At 46.2% G+C, this 18,103-nt stretch carries 18 protein-coding genes; 15 read left to right on the top strand and 3 right to left on the bottom strand.

Annotated elements, in window-relative coordinates:
* The first annotated feature begins 22 nt into the window (after positions 1-22).
* The 8 genes from K1X61_12570 to K1X61_12535 all read left to right on the top strand — a co-directional run bounded on the left by K1X61_12570 (position 23) and on the right by K1X61_12535 (position 8,431).
* Entirely contained in the window at positions 23-982 is a 960-nt protein-coding gene (locus tag K1X61_12570; GenBank protein MBX7109476.1) for a transketolase family protein, read from the top strand.
* 99 nt (positions 983-1,081) lie between these two features.
* On the top strand, positions 1,082-1,636 hold the full coding sequence (locus K1X61_12565; protein MBX7109475.1) for an RNA polymerase sigma factor: 555 nt from the start codon (positions 1,082-1,084) through the stop codon (positions 1,634-1,636).
* A gap of 88 nt (positions 1,637-1,724) precedes the next feature.
* Entirely contained in the window at positions 1,725-2,336 is a 612-nt protein-coding gene (locus K1X61_12560; protein ID MBX7109474.1) for a hypothetical protein, read from the top strand.
* Between the two features lie 13 nt (positions 2,337-2,349).
* Complete coding sequence (locus K1X61_12555; GenBank protein ID MBX7109473.1) at positions 2,350-2,856, top strand: hypothetical protein; 507 nt, start codon at positions 2,350-2,352, stop codon at positions 2,854-2,856.
* Positions 2,857-3,123: 267 nt separating this feature from the next.
* Complete coding sequence (locus tag K1X61_12550; protein MBX7109472.1) at positions 3,124-3,312, top strand: twin-arginine translocase TatA/TatE family subunit; 189 nt, start codon at positions 3,124-3,126, stop codon at positions 3,310-3,312.
* Positions 3,313-3,743: 431 nt separating this feature from the next.
* On the top strand, positions 3,744-5,801 hold the full coding sequence (locus K1X61_12545) for a LysM peptidoglycan-binding domain-containing protein (protein MBX7109471.1): 2,058 nt from the start codon (positions 3,744-3,746) through the stop codon (positions 5,799-5,801).
* Positions 5,802-6,121: 320 nt separating this feature from the next.
* Positions 6,122-7,378: a chromate efflux transporter gene (chrA, locus tag K1X61_12540; GenBank protein ID MBX7109470.1), complete on the top strand. Its 1,257-nt coding sequence runs from the start codon at positions 6,122-6,124 to the stop codon at positions 7,376-7,378.
* Positions 7,379-7,402: 24 nt separating this feature from the next.
* The gene (locus tag K1X61_12535) at positions 7,403-8,431 is read left to right on the top strand and encodes a sulfotransferase (protein ID MBX7109469.1); all 1,029 of its coding nucleotides are present in this window, start codon (positions 7,403-7,405) and stop codon (positions 8,429-8,431) included.
* Positions 8,432-8,490: 59 nt separating this feature from the next.
* Here the strand turns inward: K1X61_12535 and K1X61_12530 are convergent, their stop codons facing one another.
* Positions 8,491-9,573, bottom strand: coding sequence for a hypothetical protein (locus tag K1X61_12530; GenBank protein ID MBX7109468.1), 1,083 nt, complete (start codon positions 9,571-9,573; stop codon positions 8,491-8,493).
* Positions 9,574-9,774: 201 nt separating this feature from the next.
* The gene (gene dusB, locus K1X61_12525) at positions 9,775-10,770 is read right to left on the bottom strand and encodes a tRNA dihydrouridine synthase DusB (GenBank protein ID MBX7109467.1); all 996 of its coding nucleotides are present in this window, start codon (positions 10,768-10,770) and stop codon (positions 9,775-9,777) included.
* A gap of 142 nt (positions 10,771-10,912) precedes the next feature.
* Here dusB and K1X61_12520 point away from each other — a divergent pair, with 142 nt between their 5' ends.
* From K1X61_12520 to K1X61_12490, 7 genes are all read left to right on the top strand, one after another.
* On the top strand, positions 10,913-11,857 hold the full coding sequence (locus K1X61_12520; GenBank protein MBX7109466.1) for a CPBP family intramembrane metalloprotease: 945 nt from the start codon (positions 10,913-10,915) through the stop codon (positions 11,855-11,857).
* Positions 11,858-11,968: 111 nt separating this feature from the next.
* The gene (locus K1X61_12515; GenBank protein ID MBX7109465.1) at positions 11,969-12,184 is read left to right on the top strand and encodes a DUF2007 domain-containing protein; all 216 of its coding nucleotides are present in this window, start codon (positions 11,969-11,971) and stop codon (positions 12,182-12,184) included.
* A gap of 47 nt (positions 12,185-12,231) precedes the next feature.
* Positions 12,232-13,089, top strand: coding sequence for a phosphatidate cytidylyltransferase (locus K1X61_12510; protein MBX7109464.1), 858 nt, complete (start codon positions 12,232-12,234; stop codon positions 13,087-13,089).
* Positions 13,090-13,135: 46 nt separating this feature from the next.
* The gene (locus K1X61_12505; GenBank protein MBX7109463.1) at positions 13,136-13,792 is read left to right on the top strand and encodes a phosphatidylserine decarboxylase family protein; all 657 of its coding nucleotides are present in this window, start codon (positions 13,136-13,138) and stop codon (positions 13,790-13,792) included.
* Between the two features lie 85 nt (positions 13,793-13,877).
* Positions 13,878-15,602 carry a hypothetical protein gene (locus tag K1X61_12500; GenBank protein MBX7109462.1) on the top strand — a complete coding sequence of 575 codons (1,725 nt, stop codon included), beginning with the start codon at positions 13,878-13,880 and terminating at the stop codon, positions 15,600-15,602.
* A gap of 90 nt (positions 15,603-15,692) precedes the next feature.
* Positions 15,693-16,526, top strand: a complete 834-nt coding sequence (gene fdhD / locus K1X61_12495) for a formate dehydrogenase accessory sulfurtransferase FdhD (protein ID MBX7109461.1) — start codon at positions 15,693-15,695, stop codon at positions 16,524-16,526.
* The gene (locus tag K1X61_12490; protein MBX7109460.1) at positions 16,523-16,906 is read left to right on the top strand and encodes a hypothetical protein; all 384 of its coding nucleotides are present in this window, start codon (positions 16,523-16,525) and stop codon (positions 16,904-16,906) included. Before fdhD ends, K1X61_12490 begins: the two co-directional genes overlap by 4 nt.
* Before the next feature lie 7 nt (positions 16,907-16,913).
* On the opposite strand, the gene K1X61_12485 is transcribed toward K1X61_12490, so the two are convergent.
* On the bottom strand, positions 16,914-17,987 hold the full coding sequence (locus tag K1X61_12485; GenBank protein MBX7109459.1) for a HesA/MoeB/ThiF family protein: 1,074 nt from the start codon (positions 17,985-17,987) through the stop codon (positions 16,914-16,916).
* Positions 17,988-18,103: the final 116 nt, after the last annotated feature.

Genomic DNA, 18,103 nt, shown 5'->3' with positions numbered 1-18,103 from the left:
ATACTCTACAATCTTATTCTACATGACCGATCAATATAGCGACAAAGACAAAAAAGAAACTAGGGGCGGCTATGGTGCCGGCCTGGTAGAAGTGGCCAGGAAAAATCCGGATGTGGTGGCATTAACCGCCGACCTTGCCGGATCGCTGCGTATGGACGCCTTCATCAAAGAATTTCCCGGCCGCTTCATACAAGTGGGTATAGCAGAAGCAAATATGATGGGCATCGCGGCGGGCCTTACCATAGGCGGAAAAATTCCTTATACAGGGACATTTGCCAATTTTTCCACCGGGCGTGTATATGATCAGATCCGTCAGTCAATTGCGTACTCAGGAAAAAATGTAAAGATCTGTGCTTCCCATGCCGGTCTTACCCTTGGAGAAGATGGCGCCACTCACCAGATTTTAGAAGACATCGGACTTATGCGCATGTTGCCCGGCATGATGGTGATTGTGCCATGCGATTATAATCAGACCAAAGCGGCAACGATTGCGATAGCCGATCATAAAGGGCCTGTTTACCTGCGCTTCGGCCGTCCGAAAGTGGCCAACTTTACTTCGGAAAGCGACCCATTTGAAATCGGAAAAGCTCAGCTGTTGATTACCGGCAGTGACGTGTCGGTCTTCGCTACCGGCCACATGGTTTGGAAAGCCATTGAAGCCAGCCGCATACTTGCCGGCGATGGCATCCGTGCCGAAGTCATCAATATCCATACGATTAAACCATTGGACGAAAAAGCAGTCATCAGTTCTGTCTCCAAAACGGGTTGTGCCGTAACGGCTGAAGAGCACCAGGTGTATGGCGGATTAGGCGATTTGATTGCAGGCGTATTAGCACGGCATCAACCGGTTCCGATGGAGATGGTAGCGGTGAATGATTCTTTCGGTGAGAGCGGAAAACCTGAAGAGTTGCTGGTGAAATATGAGATTGATACGCCACATATTGTTGCGGCAGTGAGGAAAGCAATCGGCAGAAAAAAATAATACCGGGAGAAAGAACCATTTACATGTATTGCCTGGCTTCCTCTATAAGCCTGTTTACTGTCGTAAATTTCTTTCGTCTTGCCCGAACATACGCCTGACATCGAACACCTCATAACCGACAATGAGATTCTGCAGACTTTTCGCGAAGCGGAACGGAAAGAAATAGCCTTTACCCGGCTTGTTAAGCGCGATCAGAAAAAAATATACTGGTTCATACGGCGTATGGTGATAGACCACGATGACGCCAATGACCTTGTGCAGGAAACTTTTATCAGGGCATGGAACAGCCTGGCAGGCTTCCGTGGAGAATCGAAACTTGTCTACTGGCTCTACCGGATCGCAACCAATGTAACCCTCACTTTCCTGGACCATAAGAAACGCAAAGGTCTCTTGCCTATGCCGGAGCAGTCGACAGAGCTGATGAATAAATTACATACGGGCAATTTCATCAATGGCAATGACATTCAGCTGCAACTGCAGGAAGCCATTCTCACTTTACCGGAAAAACAGCGTCTCGTATTTCAGCTCCGCTATTACGATGAGATTCCGTATGAAGAGATGTCGGGCATGCTCGATACTTCTGTGGGGGCACTAAAGGCCAGTTTTCACCATGCGGTGAAAAAAGTAGAGCAATATATGCTGGATCATCAGTAAAGATTTGGTGCGGGTGATTAAACCAATGATGCAGGTGACAGTCCATACATTCATATTCGTACACAATTGCCACAACGGCAACTGAAAAATGAAAGAGCAGCATCAAAATATGAACAGGCAGCAAGACTTAAACAGTGAATTAAAAGAACTATCGCCTTACCTTTTGACACTGCCGCGCGAACTTCCTTTTCAGGCACCGGAAGATTATTTTATCAATGCCCCTGAATTTATACTGCAGGCCGTATCCGGAAAAGAGCCTGTTGCCGGCTTCATGACAACTGCCGCCGGTCATCCTTTTGAAACCCCGGAAAATTATTTTGATAAGTTGCCCGCTGTTGTGCTTTCACGGATCGGCGGGCAGCCGAAAAAGATCCATCGCATAAAAAGCTATCCTGTACACCTGCCTTCCATTCAATGGAAAGTATGGCTTGCTGCCGCCTCCGTAGCCGCATTGATCATTACTTCCATTACCTTATTTACCTATCAGCCGCAACAAGATAACAGCCGGCAGGAACTGGCAACAGCAACCTCCGCGGAAAGCAGCCTGTTGCTAAGTGTTGCCGATGTGGATGAATCCATAATAGTTGACCTTGTATTGCAAGAACAGGTTGCTGATGCCGCAACCGATGCAATGAATCCGCAGGATCCTTCTTTGATGGATGTAATGGAATTTGACGAACAATCTCTCAGCGAAATCTAAAAAAATAATTCCCATGCTAACACACAGATTTCTTCATCTTTTCCGGCAGTCACCGGCCATAATCGCAGCATGCTGCCTGCTGTCTGCCTTTTCCATGGCACAGCCACCTGTATCGCAGGATCAGAGAGACGAAGTGGAGGCGCGGCGCATTGGCTTCATCACGAATGAAGTGCAACTGAGCCCGGAAGAGGCACAGGTGTTCTGGCCCGTTTACAACAAATACCGCGACGAGCTGGAGGCGTTGCGTAAAGACCGTGCGAATGAACTGATGTCGGCGAAGATCAATTTCGACAGCTATACCGATGAACAGGTCAGCAAGGTAATTGACAACGAATTTAATTCGCGGCAAAAGGAGCTTGATATAGCCCGTAAATACAATACCGAGTTCAAGAAGATACTGCCTGTGAAAAAGGTGGCGAAGTTATACCGTGCAGAGCAGCTTTTTAAGATCTCGCTGCTGAAAGACATGCGGCAGGATAAAGGCGGGAAACCCATGCAACCACCAGGTCAGAAAAATTAACCGGCAGGCTGGCTATACGTCAGTCTGAACTGATGCTCCATATCCTGCAGCATGCGATACAATCCATCAGCCTGCATGTGCATTGTGAACCTTTTGGATCTGATATTCTGTTTCCTTTTTTTTCCGGCATTTGCTGACAAATACTTGCTATGTAATAACCGTTGCAATATTTTCAATAGAAAAATCCGTCTTCAATCCTGATTCCGATATTTCAAGTACTTTTACCGGGTAAATGCTCAATCGATGGAACCTCTCTTCTTAATCAGCATGCCCGGTGGCAGTGAATGGATATTAATCTTCCTGGCAGTCCTGCTGTTATTTGGCGGTAAAAAAATCCCTGAACTCATGCGCGGTATCGGCAAAGGTATTCGTGAATTCAACAGCGCAAAAGCCAATGTGCAGCAAGAGCTGGAAGATGGCATGAAAGAAGGCGATAAAAAAGACCGCCCGGAATAAGCACGCTTTTTAGATACCAATCACTATTTATATTTTCGTTCACACGAACATGTTCAGCGTATGCCGAAGGGACAATTTTCTTCTTCATCAGATCAGCAGTTTTTAAATGCAACTTTGCATTTATAAGATACCGATCCTGACAATTTCTGCCTTCATCTGTTTTTATTCAACCCTTTTTCACGATAGCAGCCTGATCCAGTGACAACTGACATGAAACAGGCCAACCGGAATACAGACAATCACTTGATACCGTAAATAATTAAGGAGAATAGTATCACGAACTGCCTGCCATTTTACTTTTTAGGCAATAACATAGTTAATCATGTGTTAAACCACCGGCTAACAATTGCTGTTCATGGCTGATTCCGGCAATTATTTCCGTATTTTGCGGCAAAACTTTCCCTCACTAAAGCTGTAGTTGCCACCTCGTAATGACGAAGAACGACCGTATTAAAAAGATCCTTGCAGCTTTTCTCTTCGCCTTTTGCTGCAATGTTTTTTTCAGCAACGCAACTTACGCGCAGCAACCGCCATGGGTGCAGTCGAAAGAACCTGTGATTAATGATCCCCAGGTCTTGCCGGATCAGTATGAAAATAACGACTCTCTCAATGAAGTGGAGAACGACCTGGCTGAATTAGACAGCCTGCAGGAACCTAAGGTTTCATTTGCCAATGTAGATTTCCCTACGTACGAAGATTCCATTTACAGCGCCCGGCTCAATGCTTTGGTTACGCCGGTCAGCCTCACGTATAATGATGAAGTAAAAAAATATATCAACCTGTATGTGCTCAACCGCCGTGAGCAGGTAGCAAGAATGCTGGGACTCAGCAAGATTTATTTTCCGGTTTTCGATGAAGTATTTGCACAATACGGTATTCCGCCGGAAATAAAATACCTCTCGATTATTGAATCTGCCCTGAACCCGCATGCTGTTTCCCGTGTAGGAGCAACCGGCATGTGGCAATTTATGTATGGCACAGCAAAACAATACGGACTCAGCATCAATTCCTATATCGATGAGCGCAAGGATATCATACGTTCGACAGAAGGCGCCGCACAGTACCTCAGGGGAATGTATGACATTTACGGTGACTGGCTGCTGGCCATTGCTTCCTATAACTGCGGACCCGGCAATATTAACCGCGCCATCTCACAATCAGGCGGAAAAACTTTCTGGGAAATCCGCAATTACCTTCCACGCGAAACAAGAAACTATGTACCTGCCTTCATCGCTGCAACCTATGTGATGACGTATTATGAATTGCATGAGCTTTCTCCGGAATATCCCAAATACAGCTTTGAACCTATCACCACAGTGGATGTATCTGAAAAGATGGCATGCGAACAGATTGCAAAATTCACCGGATTAAGCATGGAGGAATTTAAATTTCTGAATCCGGGATTGAAATGCAGCGTGATACCGGGAGGATCCGTCTATTCATATGCCTGCAAACTGCCGGCTGACCGTATTGCCCTGTTTGATGCCAGCAGGGATTCCATCATACTATACTCCGTTAATGCCAAGGCGGTGTTTGAAGGAGGATATATCCCGGGCGCCGGTTTCACTTATACCGTCCGCAAAGGCGATAACCTTGGAAAGATTGCAGCCAAATATCATGTCTCCGTTAATCAGCTTAAAAAGTGGAATCACCTGCATAGTTCCACCATACGGGTTGGCCAGAAACTGAAAATCAACAGCGGCCATGGTACAGCTTCTTCCACTGCCAGTGCTTTCAGCAAGCCTTCACCCGTGGCGAAATCCGTAGCAAACGAAAATAACAGTATTGCCACGGCAGAAAATGATTCGGCAAAGAAGATTACTTACACGGTTCAAAAGGGTGATAACCTGAATAAAATTGCCGCTACCCGGGCCGTAAGTGTTGAGGATATCAAAGCATGGAATAACCTGCAGGGATCTGCCATCACAACCGGCCAGAAACTTAAATTGTACAACCCGAAAATCGCTGACAGCACTTCCATCGCCGTAGCTGTCAGCGGGCATGATTCAGCCGGACTACACAATACATCAAATGAAACAATAAGTACAAAATCTCTTCCGGCGCCTGCAACGATTACATATACAGTGAAAAAAGGCGACAACCTTGGCAAAATAGCAGCCAGTCATAAAGTGACTATAGCGGAGATTCAGGCATGGAACAATATGAACAATACTACCGTAATGATTGGACAAAAGCTTAAGATCAATACTCCTGCAGGTGAAAAAATGATGTATACTACTGCGTCTGTGGAAGTCCGCGGAAATGACGGTGAAGTAAAAAAGACCGCCGGAAACGGCAGTACCGTAACCGCAACAAAACCTGCAGCACCTGCAGGCTATGTGTATTATAAAGCACGAAACGGAGATACCCTTTGGGATATCGCACAACGGCATGGCACCACGGTGGCAGAGATCAGGAAGCTCAATGGCGCTTCAAAATGTAATAACTTAAAAGCAGGCACCATATTGAGGCTTAGTTCAAAAGGTTAGTTTCCGTAGCCGGGAATTGTGATGTGCAGGAAATTGAGAAGAGGAGCATTGAACGCTGCAGCATCCGGCATCGCAGCTTGCGGGCCAAAGTGAAAGAAGGTTGGCATTGCCTCGGAGGGAATAAATAAAGCATGATGATACGGCATCATGCATGATGTAAATACAGCATACAATGACCATCATTCAGCGTGATAGTAAAAATAGAATCTGACTGCACTTGTAAAAGAAATAAGTGTACTTTTGGCGGCATTTATTTTGGGGCATCACGTAACAAGTGGCATTGCTCACATTGATCATCGAACGTTTAGATTTTTTAATTTTTGACTACCCAGGATCCACAACCGCAGGCAGGAGTTAGCGCCGACTCGGAAGTTCAGCAACCCGTTTCACTTTTCTTCATATTCACCATTTTTTTAAAAGCAGGTTGCCTTGGCTTTGGTGGATTTATGTCGCTGATTTCTGTTGTTGAAAGCATCATTGTCAGAAAACGTAAACTGCTAAGCCCTGAAGAGATGCTCGATGGCATATCGCTGGCCAGCTTATTACCCGGCCCACAGGCTGTAAATGTGGTGGCATACACGGGTAATAAGTTGAAGGGTCCGTGGGGCGCTGTTGTTGCCGGCATCGCTGTAGTGCTGCCCTCTTTCATCCTGATGATGTTGTTAAGTTATCTCTACGGCATCTACGGAAATATTACAGAAGTGAAACGGTTCTTCCAGGGATTTGTACCGGCCGTAGCCGCTGTCATTATTAGCGTGGCCTACAGGATGGCGAAACAAAACGTGAAAGGCAAGATCGAACTGGCATTGGTATTACTGGCCATCGCAGCACTAATCTTTATTCCACGCGATTATCGTCTTTACATAACATTTTTACTGGTGCTCCTCTTTGGTATCATCGGTTACCTGTTATTCACCGACAAAAAAGCACTGGCTGCAGCACCTAAACCCGACCGGTCAAAATTTCCTTTTATAACAACCAGCCTGGTACTGCTGATGATTGCGGTACTCGCATCAGGGCTTTATATTCCGGTGCAGGATCCAAAAAGCCTTTTCAACCTTGTAAAAACATTTGCCGGACTGAGCGTAATGCTTTTTGGTGGCGGATATGTGATTATACCCATCATTCAGCATCATGTAGTGGAAGTATTTCACTGGGTTACGCAGGCAGGTTTCAAAGATGGCATTGCATTCAGTCAGGTAATGCCTGGCCCCATCCTGATTGCCGCCGCATTCATCGGTTTCCAGGTAAAAGGAGTACTCGGCGGATTGCTTTCCACGATTGCCATCTTCACACCACCGGCCATTTTGATGGTGGTGGCATCCAAGGCCATGGAGTTTTTCAAGAAGTCAGTCGTCGCAAAATCTGTATTGCGCGGTATCCGGTGCGGAGTGATCGGCATGATCTTTTTCGCGGCCTGGGAGCTGGCAAAAATGACAGATTATTCATCTGTTGCTGCTTTTTGGCCGTCATTACTTATTTTTGGCGGGGCTTTGTTTGCGCTCATCAGATACAATGTTGATGTGATTTACATAATTCCCACAGCCGGATTAATCGGTTTTTTTCTATACCCATAAAATTTCAGAATTAAACAGACGAGTATGCAAGCTCTTTTTCTCGTAGGTGAACAAAGGTCAGGTTCTAATTTGCTGCGGTTGATGATTTCGAATTCGCATGAGATAGCAGCACCGCATCCGCCGCATATCCTTCAGCGGATCGACCCTATTGTTCCTGTGCATGTTATACTGGATGATGACAAGTTCAATCAGATGGTGGAGATTGTATGCAGGCTGGTAGAAACCAATCCTGTATTGTGGCTCAATACTACCCTGAAGCGTGATGATGTTAAACGCCGTTGCCGCGAAAAGCATGTGATAGCCATCTATGGAGCAGTGATGGATATTTATGGTGAATCAAATGGCGCAAGGGCCTGGCTTTGCAAGAGCATGCAGAATATTCGCTGGGCTGATCATCTCAATCATTACTTCGGTAACAATAAATATATCTACCTGCACCGCGATGGACGTGACGTGGCTCTTTCTTTCTCCAAAGCAGTAATCGGTGATAAGCATGTTTATAATATTGCCAAACAATGGTCTGTGCTGCAGCGCCTTTGCCTCGATGCACGTGCCAACCTGCCGACAGACCGCTACTTCACTGTTTCTTATACAGAACTGACGGAAGAAACAGAAAGCACACTGCGTAACATGTGCGCATTTCTCGGTATCGAATTCATGCCGGAGATGATGGAGTTTTACGACAGCCAGGAAGCGAAGAATACCGCTGTTGCCAGCTCGCTTTGGGAAAACGTTACCAAACCCATCATGCATCATAACTATAACAAGTTCCTGAAAGAGATGCCGGAAGAGCAGGTACGGATTTTTGAATCGGTGGCCGGTAATGAACTGGATGAACTGGGTTATGAAAGGGTATTTGTAAAGAAAGGTGAAGAAATGCAGTTCACCGCCGAACAGATTGCACAATTCAATGCGGAGAACGACAGGCTGAAAAAAGAACAAAGCCTGAAAACTGATCCGGAAGACATGGAAAACCGCAAACGGCAGGATCAGGTACTGGTAGACCTGAAGCAGTTGGCCAAGGAATGGTCAAAAGAAAAGGTACTCTCCTGATAACTTACATTAAACGCTGTAATACAAATCCCTGTTGAAATTTCAGCAGGGTTTTTTTTTCAGAAAGACTTGCCTTTGTAATAAAAGGTGAACTGGTGCGGCGTAGGCTCTACCCGCAGCACATCATAATCGAGCCGCAGGCTGCTGTAATTCTCCATCGGCAGCTCCTGCTGTAAACCAAAAGAAAAGAAGGTGATCCGGTCATCGCGACCAATATAATAGAGTGAGTTCTGACTCATTTCCACATGATCCGGCATGTAACGATCCAGCTGATAGGTCTGCCCTTTATAAAAAACTTTAAAAAATCCGACATCATCCGCGTAGGTAACCAGGTTATCGGTCACCTTCAGCTGGTCGGGATTAAATTTGCCTACCGTAAACACCACACCATCGTAAAATATCTTAAACTCACCATCACTTGTCTGGTACACCACCAGGTTATCGCCGGTTAAGAACCACCTGATCTCAAAGTGCTCCAGTGTAAAGGGCTGGCCTTTGTAAAATACCTTGAAATCACTGTTATAGTCATTTAGATATGCGACCACATTCTTGCCAACTTTAATCTCCGTTACATTTTGCACCGGCTGCGGGTAAATATTTCCATGGTAAAATATCTTCAGGCTGTCATCAATAGTGGTATATGCCAGTATGTTTTTCCCTATATCACTGATCTTGATCGGATCAGCAATGAGGTCCTGGCTCAGCGTGAAGATCCTGCCTGCGGTATAAATGAAATATCCTTTTGACAATGGATCCGAGAACCCGATAATGCTGTCGGAAGCTACCCAGTCGTAAGGGTTGCGAACGAGCAGCATGGATTTGCCATTGTCGTATACATGTAAGGAGGTGTTGTTTTTCATTACCACATAGTTGCCGGTCATGAAATAATCGGTTGTGAATCCTTCATTCACTTCCAGCACCTTGCCTTTCTGATACACCTTGAAGCTGTTGTTGCTTGAGGTATAGGCAATGCAGTTACCGCCTATCTTAAAACTCTTGGGAGGCAGGTACTCTATTTCCCTGCTCACAGAATCATCAAACACAAAAAAAGCATTGCGGACATTGAGGTATGCAGAAAGCCCCTGTGAATAGAGGTTGAATGCAGCGGGAAAGAGCAATAAAAATAAAAGTGCTGACTTCAAAGTTTGGATTAATTTGTATGTACCGGAATAGCGGAAGTAAGTTAAAGTCAAAATTCAATAAATCAACCGGAGGTAATCTCTGCAATTAATGAACCGGCTTTCATTTTGTGTATCCGGCTGCGGATTTTAAAAAATGCTGATGTGGATTTCCTCGGCAGTTATGCCACATGATGACGATGCTGTTTTTATGCGATAGTGTAACTAAACAACAACGGCTGCACCGGCGTAACGTGATCTCATTTCTTCAAAAACTTCTTCAATGGCTTCCACCTCTTCCAGCCTGACCAGCCTGTCTCTGAATTCTTTCACGTTAGGCAATCCTTTGAAATAATTAGCATAATGCTTCCTCATTTCCAAAACTCCTAACCTGCCTTCCTTCCATTGCACAGATTTATGCAGGTGGGTGCGCGACACTTCAATACGGTCATCAATAGAAGGCGGAGCAAGATGCTCGCCTGTTTTCAGGAAATGTCTCACTTCATTAAAAAACCATGGGTTGCCGATGGCAGCACGGCCAATCATTACGCCATCGACATCAAAATTTTCGCGGATGAATTTTACCTTCTCCGGCGAGGTAACATCACCATTCAGAAAAATGGGGATGCGGATGCGCGGATTTTTTTTAACCTCATCAATAGGTTCCCACCTTGCCACACCTTTATACAGCTGGCAACGGGTTCTTCCATGAATACTGAGGGCAGCTATGCCTACATCCTGCAGCCGCTCGGCCACTTCCATGATATTAATGCTGTCATCGTCCCATCCGAGCCTTGTTTTCACGGTAACGGGTAAAGTAGCGCGCTTCACAATTTCGCCTGTCATCTTCACCATCTTCGGTACATCTCTTAAGATGCCGGCACCTGCGCCACGGCAGGCTACTCCTTTTACCGGGCAACCGTAATTGATATCGATGAGGTCCGGTTGTGCTTCTTCTATGATATCAACACATTCCACCATTGTATCTACCTCGCCACCAAAAAACTGAATGCCGATGGGACGCTCATAATCATATATATCGAGCTTCTGCACACTCTTTCGGGCATGACGGATTAAGCCTTCCGAAGAAATAAATTCCGTATACATAAGGTCGGCGCCATTCATCTTACACACTGCCCTGAATGGCGGATCACTCACGTCTTCCATCGGTGCCAGCAGCAACGGGAATTCACCCAACAATATGTCACCGATTTTAACCATGCTGCTTAACTATCATTATAATTACGTAAGTGCCATACAAAGTGTACTGCAGATCACCGATTTTACACTACGGTCAACAGCACGCCAGCATCGCTTCTTTATATTTTCCTTAAATGCGCTTCAAATTTACGATTTTTGAGGCATGATACGCCGACGCTTTCCGATGGATGGTATGCATCCTTTACTGCAACTGCTGCTGCTGACCTCACTCACCCTTATTCTCATTTTTCTGTTTACCATGCTCGCCATGTTCCTGGTGAAGCCAATGTTTGGTATCACCACCATTGATATCGTGCTGCAGCAAGCCCTCAGTAATCCCAATGGTGTTGCCATGAACCCCAACCAGGTGAATGCCATCAAGCTGCTGCAGTTCATGTCGTCACTCGGCGGATTTTTTGTGCCTGCCATCATGTTCGCCCTGCTGAAATGGCCCGGTGGCGATTTCCTTCGTTTGCGGCGCCGATATTCGCTCTGGTTGCTGCCATTGGCGGCCCTCGTGCTTGCATCGGCAGGGCCCTTCATCAGTTATATGTACACCCTGAATCAGCAACTTGATCTTCCTTCCTTCCTTGATCCTGTCGAAAAAATGATCAGGGATTCCGCCGACTCCAATGAGAAGATGACAGCGTTATTTATCAGGATGCCGCTGCCGATAGATCTTTTCATCAACCTCATAGTGATTGCCATCATTCCCGCCTTAGCCGAGGAATTATTCTTCCGCGGTTGTGTACAACAGGTTATGAAAGAATGGCTGAGAAATGCCCACCTGGCCATCTGGGTCACCGCTTTTGTATTCAGCTTCATCCATTTTGAGTTTTACGGATTTGTTCCAAGGATGCTGCTGGGCGGCCTGCTTGGTTACCTGTTTTACTGGAGTGGTAACTTATGGGTACCGATTGTTGCACATGCTTTTATAAACGGCGGGCAAATCATCATGGCTTACCTGCACGAACACGGCATGATACAGTTCGACATTGCGGGCGATGATGCCCTTCCCGCTTCCGTCATCGTGATCAGTACTTTTATGCTGGCAGCGTTGTTGTTTTTTTTCAGGAAGGTCAGCGACCGGCGAAAGTTTATTTTCTGACAGGCTGATGCAACAGCCATATTCAGCCATTGAATAATTTGCTTTTTTGCTCAATGGAAGATGCAGCCTTCTGTACACGTTTTCAGCTTAAGTTTTAAAAGACCGCATTTCATGCAACAGGAAGAATGGATGAAAGTATATGAAACACCTTACATGCACCAGGCAATCATCGTGCAAAGCCTGTTGAAAGAGCACCACATCGAAGCGGTAATATTGAATCAGCAAGACTCTTCTTATATTACCATCGGTGAAATCAGTGTGTGCGTGGCACTCAAAGATTCGGCTGACGCGCTAAATATTGTAGAAGCATCCTTTTCTGAAGAATAGCTGGGAAGTCAAGTTGTATTGCCGCTGCTATCTCAAATGCAATAACTATGAATGATCTGCCAAGACGGGCCGTTACTGCCATTGCCTTCGCCGCAGTAATGCTCGGAGGAATAATGTTGCATGAATATGTTTTTCTCCTGCTGATGCTGATCATACACACCGGTTGCTTATGGGAATATAACAGGCTGATACGTTCCATGCAGGAATATAATCCGCATCAGCGAAAGACAGCCACGGTGTATACTATTGTTTCCGGTACACTGATTTTTTACCTGCTCGGAACAGGATTCCGGTTTCTTCCTTACGTGAATGAATACATCTACTTCCTCGTGGTTCCCTTGCTGCTTGGATACCTCGTGCTGGAATTGTTTCTGCAAAGTCCGTCACCGTTGCGCAATGCAGGCCTTCAGGTAACCGGTATTGTTTATATCACCTTTCCGCTCGCCATGGCATTGTTTTTTCCATATGCACATGAAAACGGCGTATGGTTTCCTGTACGCTGCGGATTGATACTGGGCATCGTATTATTGGTTTGGACGAATGATACCATGGCCTATTTTGCCGGATCGCTATTCGGTAAACACAAGCTGTTTCCATCGGTATCGCCTGCCAAATCATGGGAAGGATTTGCCGGCGGATTAATTTTTTCCATCCTGACCGGCTGGCTCCTCTCGCTGTATTTTCCGCAATTCGGCGCTGCAGGCTGGATGACAACAGGAGCCATTGTTTCCATTTTCGGCACCATCGGCGACCTCGTTGAATCGATGATTAAAAGAGCTGCCGGCGTGAAAGACTCGGGTTCATTCATGCCCGGCCATGGCGGTTTCCTCGACCGTTTTGATGCCTTCATTTTTTGCATTCCTTTCGTATTTGGCTTTTATATGATGACACTGTTGATGAAATGACAACGTAGTATTTATATTCACACCGTTTTACAAGCTGCTACGGATGATTCGCATTCACAAAGAAGGAACCGCCACATTGTTGCTGATGGCAGCAGTGTTGCTGATCATCAACGCAGCGTTGCTGATATTGCTTCCGCTTCCACAATGGCTGCAGGCAATGCTGATATTGCTGAGTACCGGGTTTTATCTGTTCCTCATTTCCTTCTTCCGTAACCCAAAGCGAAATACGCTTATGAATGATGCGGTGATCATTGCACCGGCAGACGGTAAAGTGGTGGTGATAGAAGAAACTGTAGAAACAGAATATTTTCACGCACCGAGGCGGCAGGTCTCCATTTTTATGTCGCCGGCCAATGTGCATGTTAACCGTAACCCGATCAGCGGTGAAGTGAAATATGTCAGGCATCATCCCGGAAAGTTCCTCGTAGCCTGGCATCCTAAATCATCCACGGAAAATGAAAGGACCACAGTGGTAATCGCCAATGACAAGACTGAATTGCTGATGCGGCAGATTGCCGGTATTCTTGCGAGGAGAATAGTGAACTACCTGCAGCCGCATCAAAAGGTTGCGCAGGGTGAAGCATTCGGATTCATCAAATTCGGTTCAAGGGTTGACCTTTTCCTTCCGCTGCATGCAAAAATTGCAGTGCAACTGAATCAGGATGTGCGGGGTGGCGAAACGGTGATTGCTTCCATCGACTGATCAAAGTCTGTGCAGCATCCTTTTATCATAGATCTTTTACCACGCAGTTAGCTGCATGATTATTTTTTTCATCAATCTTTTGCTGATGCTTCAACCTTCCCGGCCCGATCATGAATTGCTGACTCCTTTTGAAAAAGGAAACGGCAACCAAACCTGCACTTATGAAGAATGCATTGCCTGGTATCAACAACTCGATCATAAGTTTGAAGAAGTGAAAATGCTCACCTACGGCAACACAAGCGTCGGGAAACCATTGCACCTTGTTGTTATCTCAAAAGACAAAATTTTCCTTCCTGAAGAAATACGCCGCAGCAATAAAAGGATTTACCTGATCAACAACGGCATTCACCCGGGCGAACCGGATGGTATTGATGCCAGCATGATGTTCGCAAGGGATGTATTGATGAAGGAGGCTTTGAACAAAATACTCGGTCATGTTGTCATCATAATCATCCCGGTGTATAACGTAAGTGGCATGCTCAACCGCGCCTCTTTCAGCAGGGTGAATCAAAACGGGCCGGAGGAGTATGGTTTCCGCGGCACCGCGCAGCACTACGATTTAAACAGGGACTTTGTGAAATGTGATTCGAAAGAAGCGCAATCCTTCACGCAGATTTTCAGGGAATGGCAGCCGGAAATATTCGTGGATACACATGTCAGCAACGGAGCCGATTATCAATATACCATGACATTGATTCCCACGCAGCCCGATAAGCTGCAACCTGTGCTGTCTGCTTACCAGGAAAAAACCCTGTTGCCCGATCTTTTTAATGCCATGAAGAAGGCCGGCTTTGAAATGACGCCTTATGTAAATTGTATGGGTGAATCACCTGACTCGGGCATTGTGCAATTTCTCGAAACACCACGCTTCTCCACCGGCTATGCAGCACTCTTCAACTGTATCGGCATGATGCCTGAGACACATATGCTGAAAGCTTATGAGCCGAGAGTGCGCAGCACCTACAGACTGCTCGAAGAAGTAGGCAACATCGTGAACCGCGACTTTGAACAGATCGGCATTAATAAGAAGAAAGCCGATGAAGCGGTTGCATTGCAAAAAGAATTTGCCCTGAACTGGACACTCGATGAAAATAAATTCAACCTCCTATCTTTCAAAGGCTATGCGGCAAAACATAAAATGAGTGAAGTGAGCGGCCTGCAAAGACTTTACTATGATACCCTTGAACCATTCGAGAAAGAGATTAAGTATTTCAATCACTATGCCGCCGGTGATATTGCCGTTGCGCCTTACGCATATATCATTCCGCAAGGATGGGAAAAGGTAACCGACCGGCTGGCATGGAACGGTGTGCTGATGAAGCGACTGGCAAAAGATACATTGCTTAGTGTGAATGTCTATTACCTTGAAGATTATACAACAGGTGACCGTGCCTTCGAAGGGCATTACCTTCATGCCAATGTGAAAGTACGGAGTGAAGTGCAGCAGCTTGCTTACTATAAGGGAGATTACGTGCTCTTTCCCGATCAGTTCGCCAACCGTTACATCGTTGAAATGCTCGAGCCGCAGGGCGTTGATTCTTATTTCGCCTGGAATTTCTTTGATGCTGTCTTAATGGAAAAGGAATATTTCTCGGATTATGTCTTCGAAGACATGGCTGCCGCATTGTTGCAAAAAGATTCGCTGCTGAAGGCGGCACTGGAAGAACGGAAGAAGGCCGATGCTGCATTCGCGAAGAGCGCGGAGGCACAGTTATACTTCATCTATACCCATTCCCGATATCATGAAAAAGCGTTCCGGCGTTATCCTGTGGCAAGGCTGATGGAAAGCATCGCTCTTCCGTTGGAATAATCTGCATACAAGTAATATCGCGTAACTTTCCTCTTTATGATTCACGCATCAAAAAATAAACTGCCGAAAGAAGTTCAGCAATTCCCGGTTATGAAAATTGCCGGAAGCAGCCGCACGGAAACGACAGATGATGTGGTGAAAGAAGCGCCGCTCGAAATAAGTATCGCTTATGGCAGCGCAGGACATCGTAAAAAGGAATTGCTCGCTGTTACCATGAGAACGCCGGGCCATGACTTTGACATGGTTACGGGATGGCTTTTCGCCGAACACATTATTGAGCGCTTTGCAGATATTATTTCCATTCGCTTCACCGGACATTTTGATGATCCTGCTTTACAGGAAAATGCTTTGCTGGTGGAACTTTCCGCTGATGTGAAGGTTGACCTTTCCGCCAAAAAGCGATTCATCACCAATTCAGCCTGCGGATTCTGCGGAAGCAGTGCCTTCGATGTATCGTCACATGAAGGCACTTACATTCCAATGGTAAACGGAGAAACGATTCCGCAAAATATTATCAGCCGATTGCCGGAAATGATTCAATCCGGGCAAGGGCTGTTTTCGACAACCGGCGGATCGCATGCCGTAGCGTTGTTCTCCTTTGATGGCAAGCCGCTCAAAAGTTTTGAAGATGTCGGCCGCCATAATGCCATGGATAAACTCATTGGTTACATGCTGAAACAGCAATCTATTCCATTAACCAACACGATGGCCGTTTTTAGCGGGCGGCTGAGTTATGAACTGGTGCAGAAAGCGCTGGCCGCCGGCATACCTGTACTGTGTTCTATTGGCGCGCCGACGAGCCTGGCGATTGAACTGGCGGATGATTTTAATATGACGGTTGTGGGTTTCTTAAAAAAAGACCGGATGAATATCTACTGCGGCGCAGAAAGAATTGCGCTGAAAACAAATGATGATCAGCCATGAAACTACGATTCGACAGGAATTCTCTGCGGCTACGCCTGAAAAAATCAGATCTGGAAAAGCTGCGCAATGAAAATGTAATCACTGAGATCATTCCTTTTCCGCAAGGCACCTTCGCTTACAGTTTATGGATCGAAAAGGACCAACAGGAAGTTTCCGCAATGGTGGAAGAACGGTCCGTTAAAGTGATGGTGCCGAACGGTATTGCACTGACCTGGATGAATAATAACGAAGTCGGAATTTATCATACCATGCAGGTGGATGAAAACAAAAACCTCGACATCATCATCGAAAAGGATTTTCCCTGCAAGGAAGCGAGGGAGCAAGATCCGCGGGATTTTTTCACACCGGATGATGTGGCCATTCCGCCGAATCAGTGCTGATCGTTGATCAGCGGCTGAATAGTTTTTCCTTCCATTCCTTCATTCCTCCGTCCAGCGAATAGGCGCTCGCTTCCGGAAAATGTTTCTTGAAAAGCTTCACCGCCTCTGCGCTGCGTTTACCGGAAGCACAATAAAAAACAACGGGCTTATCATGACTTATGCTTTGCAGCCTGCTTTCCAGTTCGGCACCCGGAAAATGTTTGCCGCCGATATCAAAAGTATTGCGCTCTGCTGTTGAACGCACATCAATCAATTCAAATGTCCGGTCGTCAAGATGCTGCATGACCTCCTCCACGGTAATCAGCGCCACCGGAATAGTTTCGGGAAGCTGTTTAATGAGCGTATGGGTTGTTCTTCCTATGCTGATGATGCGGCTTTGCAATGACTGTGCATTCAGCAGCAGCATTTTACCGGTAAGCGGCTCGCCTGTCTGCGTGATGAGTTTGATCACCTCATTGGCCTGCATGCAACCGATAATTCCGGCCAGCGTAGGAATCACGCCGCCTTCGGCACAGTTGGGAATCAGGGCAGCATTCACATCGGGAAAAACATCGCGGTAGTTGGGAGAACGTGTTCCGTCATCATTTGCGACATTCCAGATGGCCACCTGTCCTTCGTACTGGTAAATGGCGCCGTACACCGATGGCTTGCCAAGCAGGAAGCAGGCATCATTAATCAGGTAACGTGTTTCAAAATTATCCGTGCCATCCACAACGATGTCATGATCACCAATCAGCTTCATCACATTGGCGGCGGTCACCTTTTCTGCAAAAGCATGCAGGATCACCTGCGGATTTTGCTGTTGTAATTTGCTGCACGCTATCGCTGCTTTATTCTTTCCCACATCTTCCGGCGTGAACAGAATCTGACGGTGCAGGTTGCTGATAGCAACGGTGTCGAAGTCAGCGATTGTAATACATCCCACGCCGGCCGCAGCAAGATACTGTGCAGCAGGACAACCCAATCCGCCGGCACCAATCATCAGCACTTTCGCTTCTTGCAACAGGCGTTGCTTATCTTCCCCGAAATCCGGCAACAATAGCTGGCAACTGTAACGGAGTGCTTCCAGGGAAGTGTTCATTTTTTTTTGCGTGATGTTAATCATGTGAAATAAGATCGGCAATCAATATCGTTACCCTTCAAATTGTAATTTTTCTATGCTGTTGCGTTAGTATACTTATTACTTCCCATCATCTC

Source organism: Chitinophagales bacterium (assembly GCA_019694975.1).
In the GTDB taxonomy this organism is placed as follows: Bacteria; Bacteroidota; Bacteroidia; order Chitinophagales; family UBA10324; genus JACCZZ01.
Note: the sequence above shows the minus strand (reverse complement) of the source record. Positions and strands in the feature narration are given on the sequence as shown.

Bases quoted from the DNA above. Each gene is read 5' to 3' on its own strand.
- K1X61_12570 (MBX7109476.1), top strand. From the start codon at position 23: ATGACCGATCAATATAGCGACAAAGACAAAAAAGAAACTAGGGGCGGC.
- K1X61_12560 (MBX7109474.1), top strand. From the start codon at position 1,725: ATGAAAGAGCAGCATCAAAATATGAACAGGCAGCAAGACTTAAACAGT.
- K1X61_12555 (MBX7109473.1), top strand. From the start codon at position 2,350: ATGCTAACACACAGATTTCTTCATCTTTTCCGGCAGTCACCGGCCATA.
- K1X61_12550 (MBX7109472.1), top strand. From the start codon at position 3,124: ATGCCCGGTGGCAGTGAATGGATATTAATCTTCCTGGCAGTCCTGCTG.
- K1X61_12545 (MBX7109471.1), top strand. From the start codon at position 3,744: ATGACGAAGAACGACCGTATTAAAAAGATCCTTGCAGCTTTTCTCTTC.
- K1X61_12535 (MBX7109469.1), top strand. From the start codon at position 7,403: ATGCAAGCTCTTTTTCTCGTAGGTGAACAAAGGTCAGGTTCTAATTTG.
- dusB (MBX7109467.1), bottom strand. From the start codon at position 10,770: ATGGTTAAAATCGGTGACATATTGTTGGGTGAATTCCCGTTGCTGCTG.
- K1X61_12520 (MBX7109466.1), top strand. From the start codon at position 10,913: ATGATACGCCGACGCTTTCCGATGGATGGTATGCATCCTTTACTGCAA.
- K1X61_12515 (MBX7109465.1), top strand. From the start codon at position 11,969: ATGCAACAGGAAGAATGGATGAAAGTATATGAAACACCTTACATGCAC.
- K1X61_12510 (MBX7109464.1), top strand. From the start codon at position 12,232: ATGAATGATCTGCCAAGACGGGCCGTTACTGCCATTGCCTTCGCCGCA.
- K1X61_12500 (MBX7109462.1), top strand. From the start codon at position 13,878: ATGCTTCAACCTTCCCGGCCCGATCATGAATTGCTGACTCCTTTTGAA.
- fdhD (MBX7109461.1), top strand. From the start codon at position 15,693: ATGAAAATTGCCGGAAGCAGCCGCACGGAAACGACAGATGATGTGGTG.
- K1X61_12490 (MBX7109460.1), top strand. From the start codon at position 16,523: ATGAAACTACGATTCGACAGGAATTCTCTGCGGCTACGCCTGAAAAAA.
- K1X61_12485 (MBX7109459.1), bottom strand. From the start codon at position 17,987: ATGAACACTTCCCTGGAAGCACTCCGTTACAGTTGCCAGCTATTGTTG.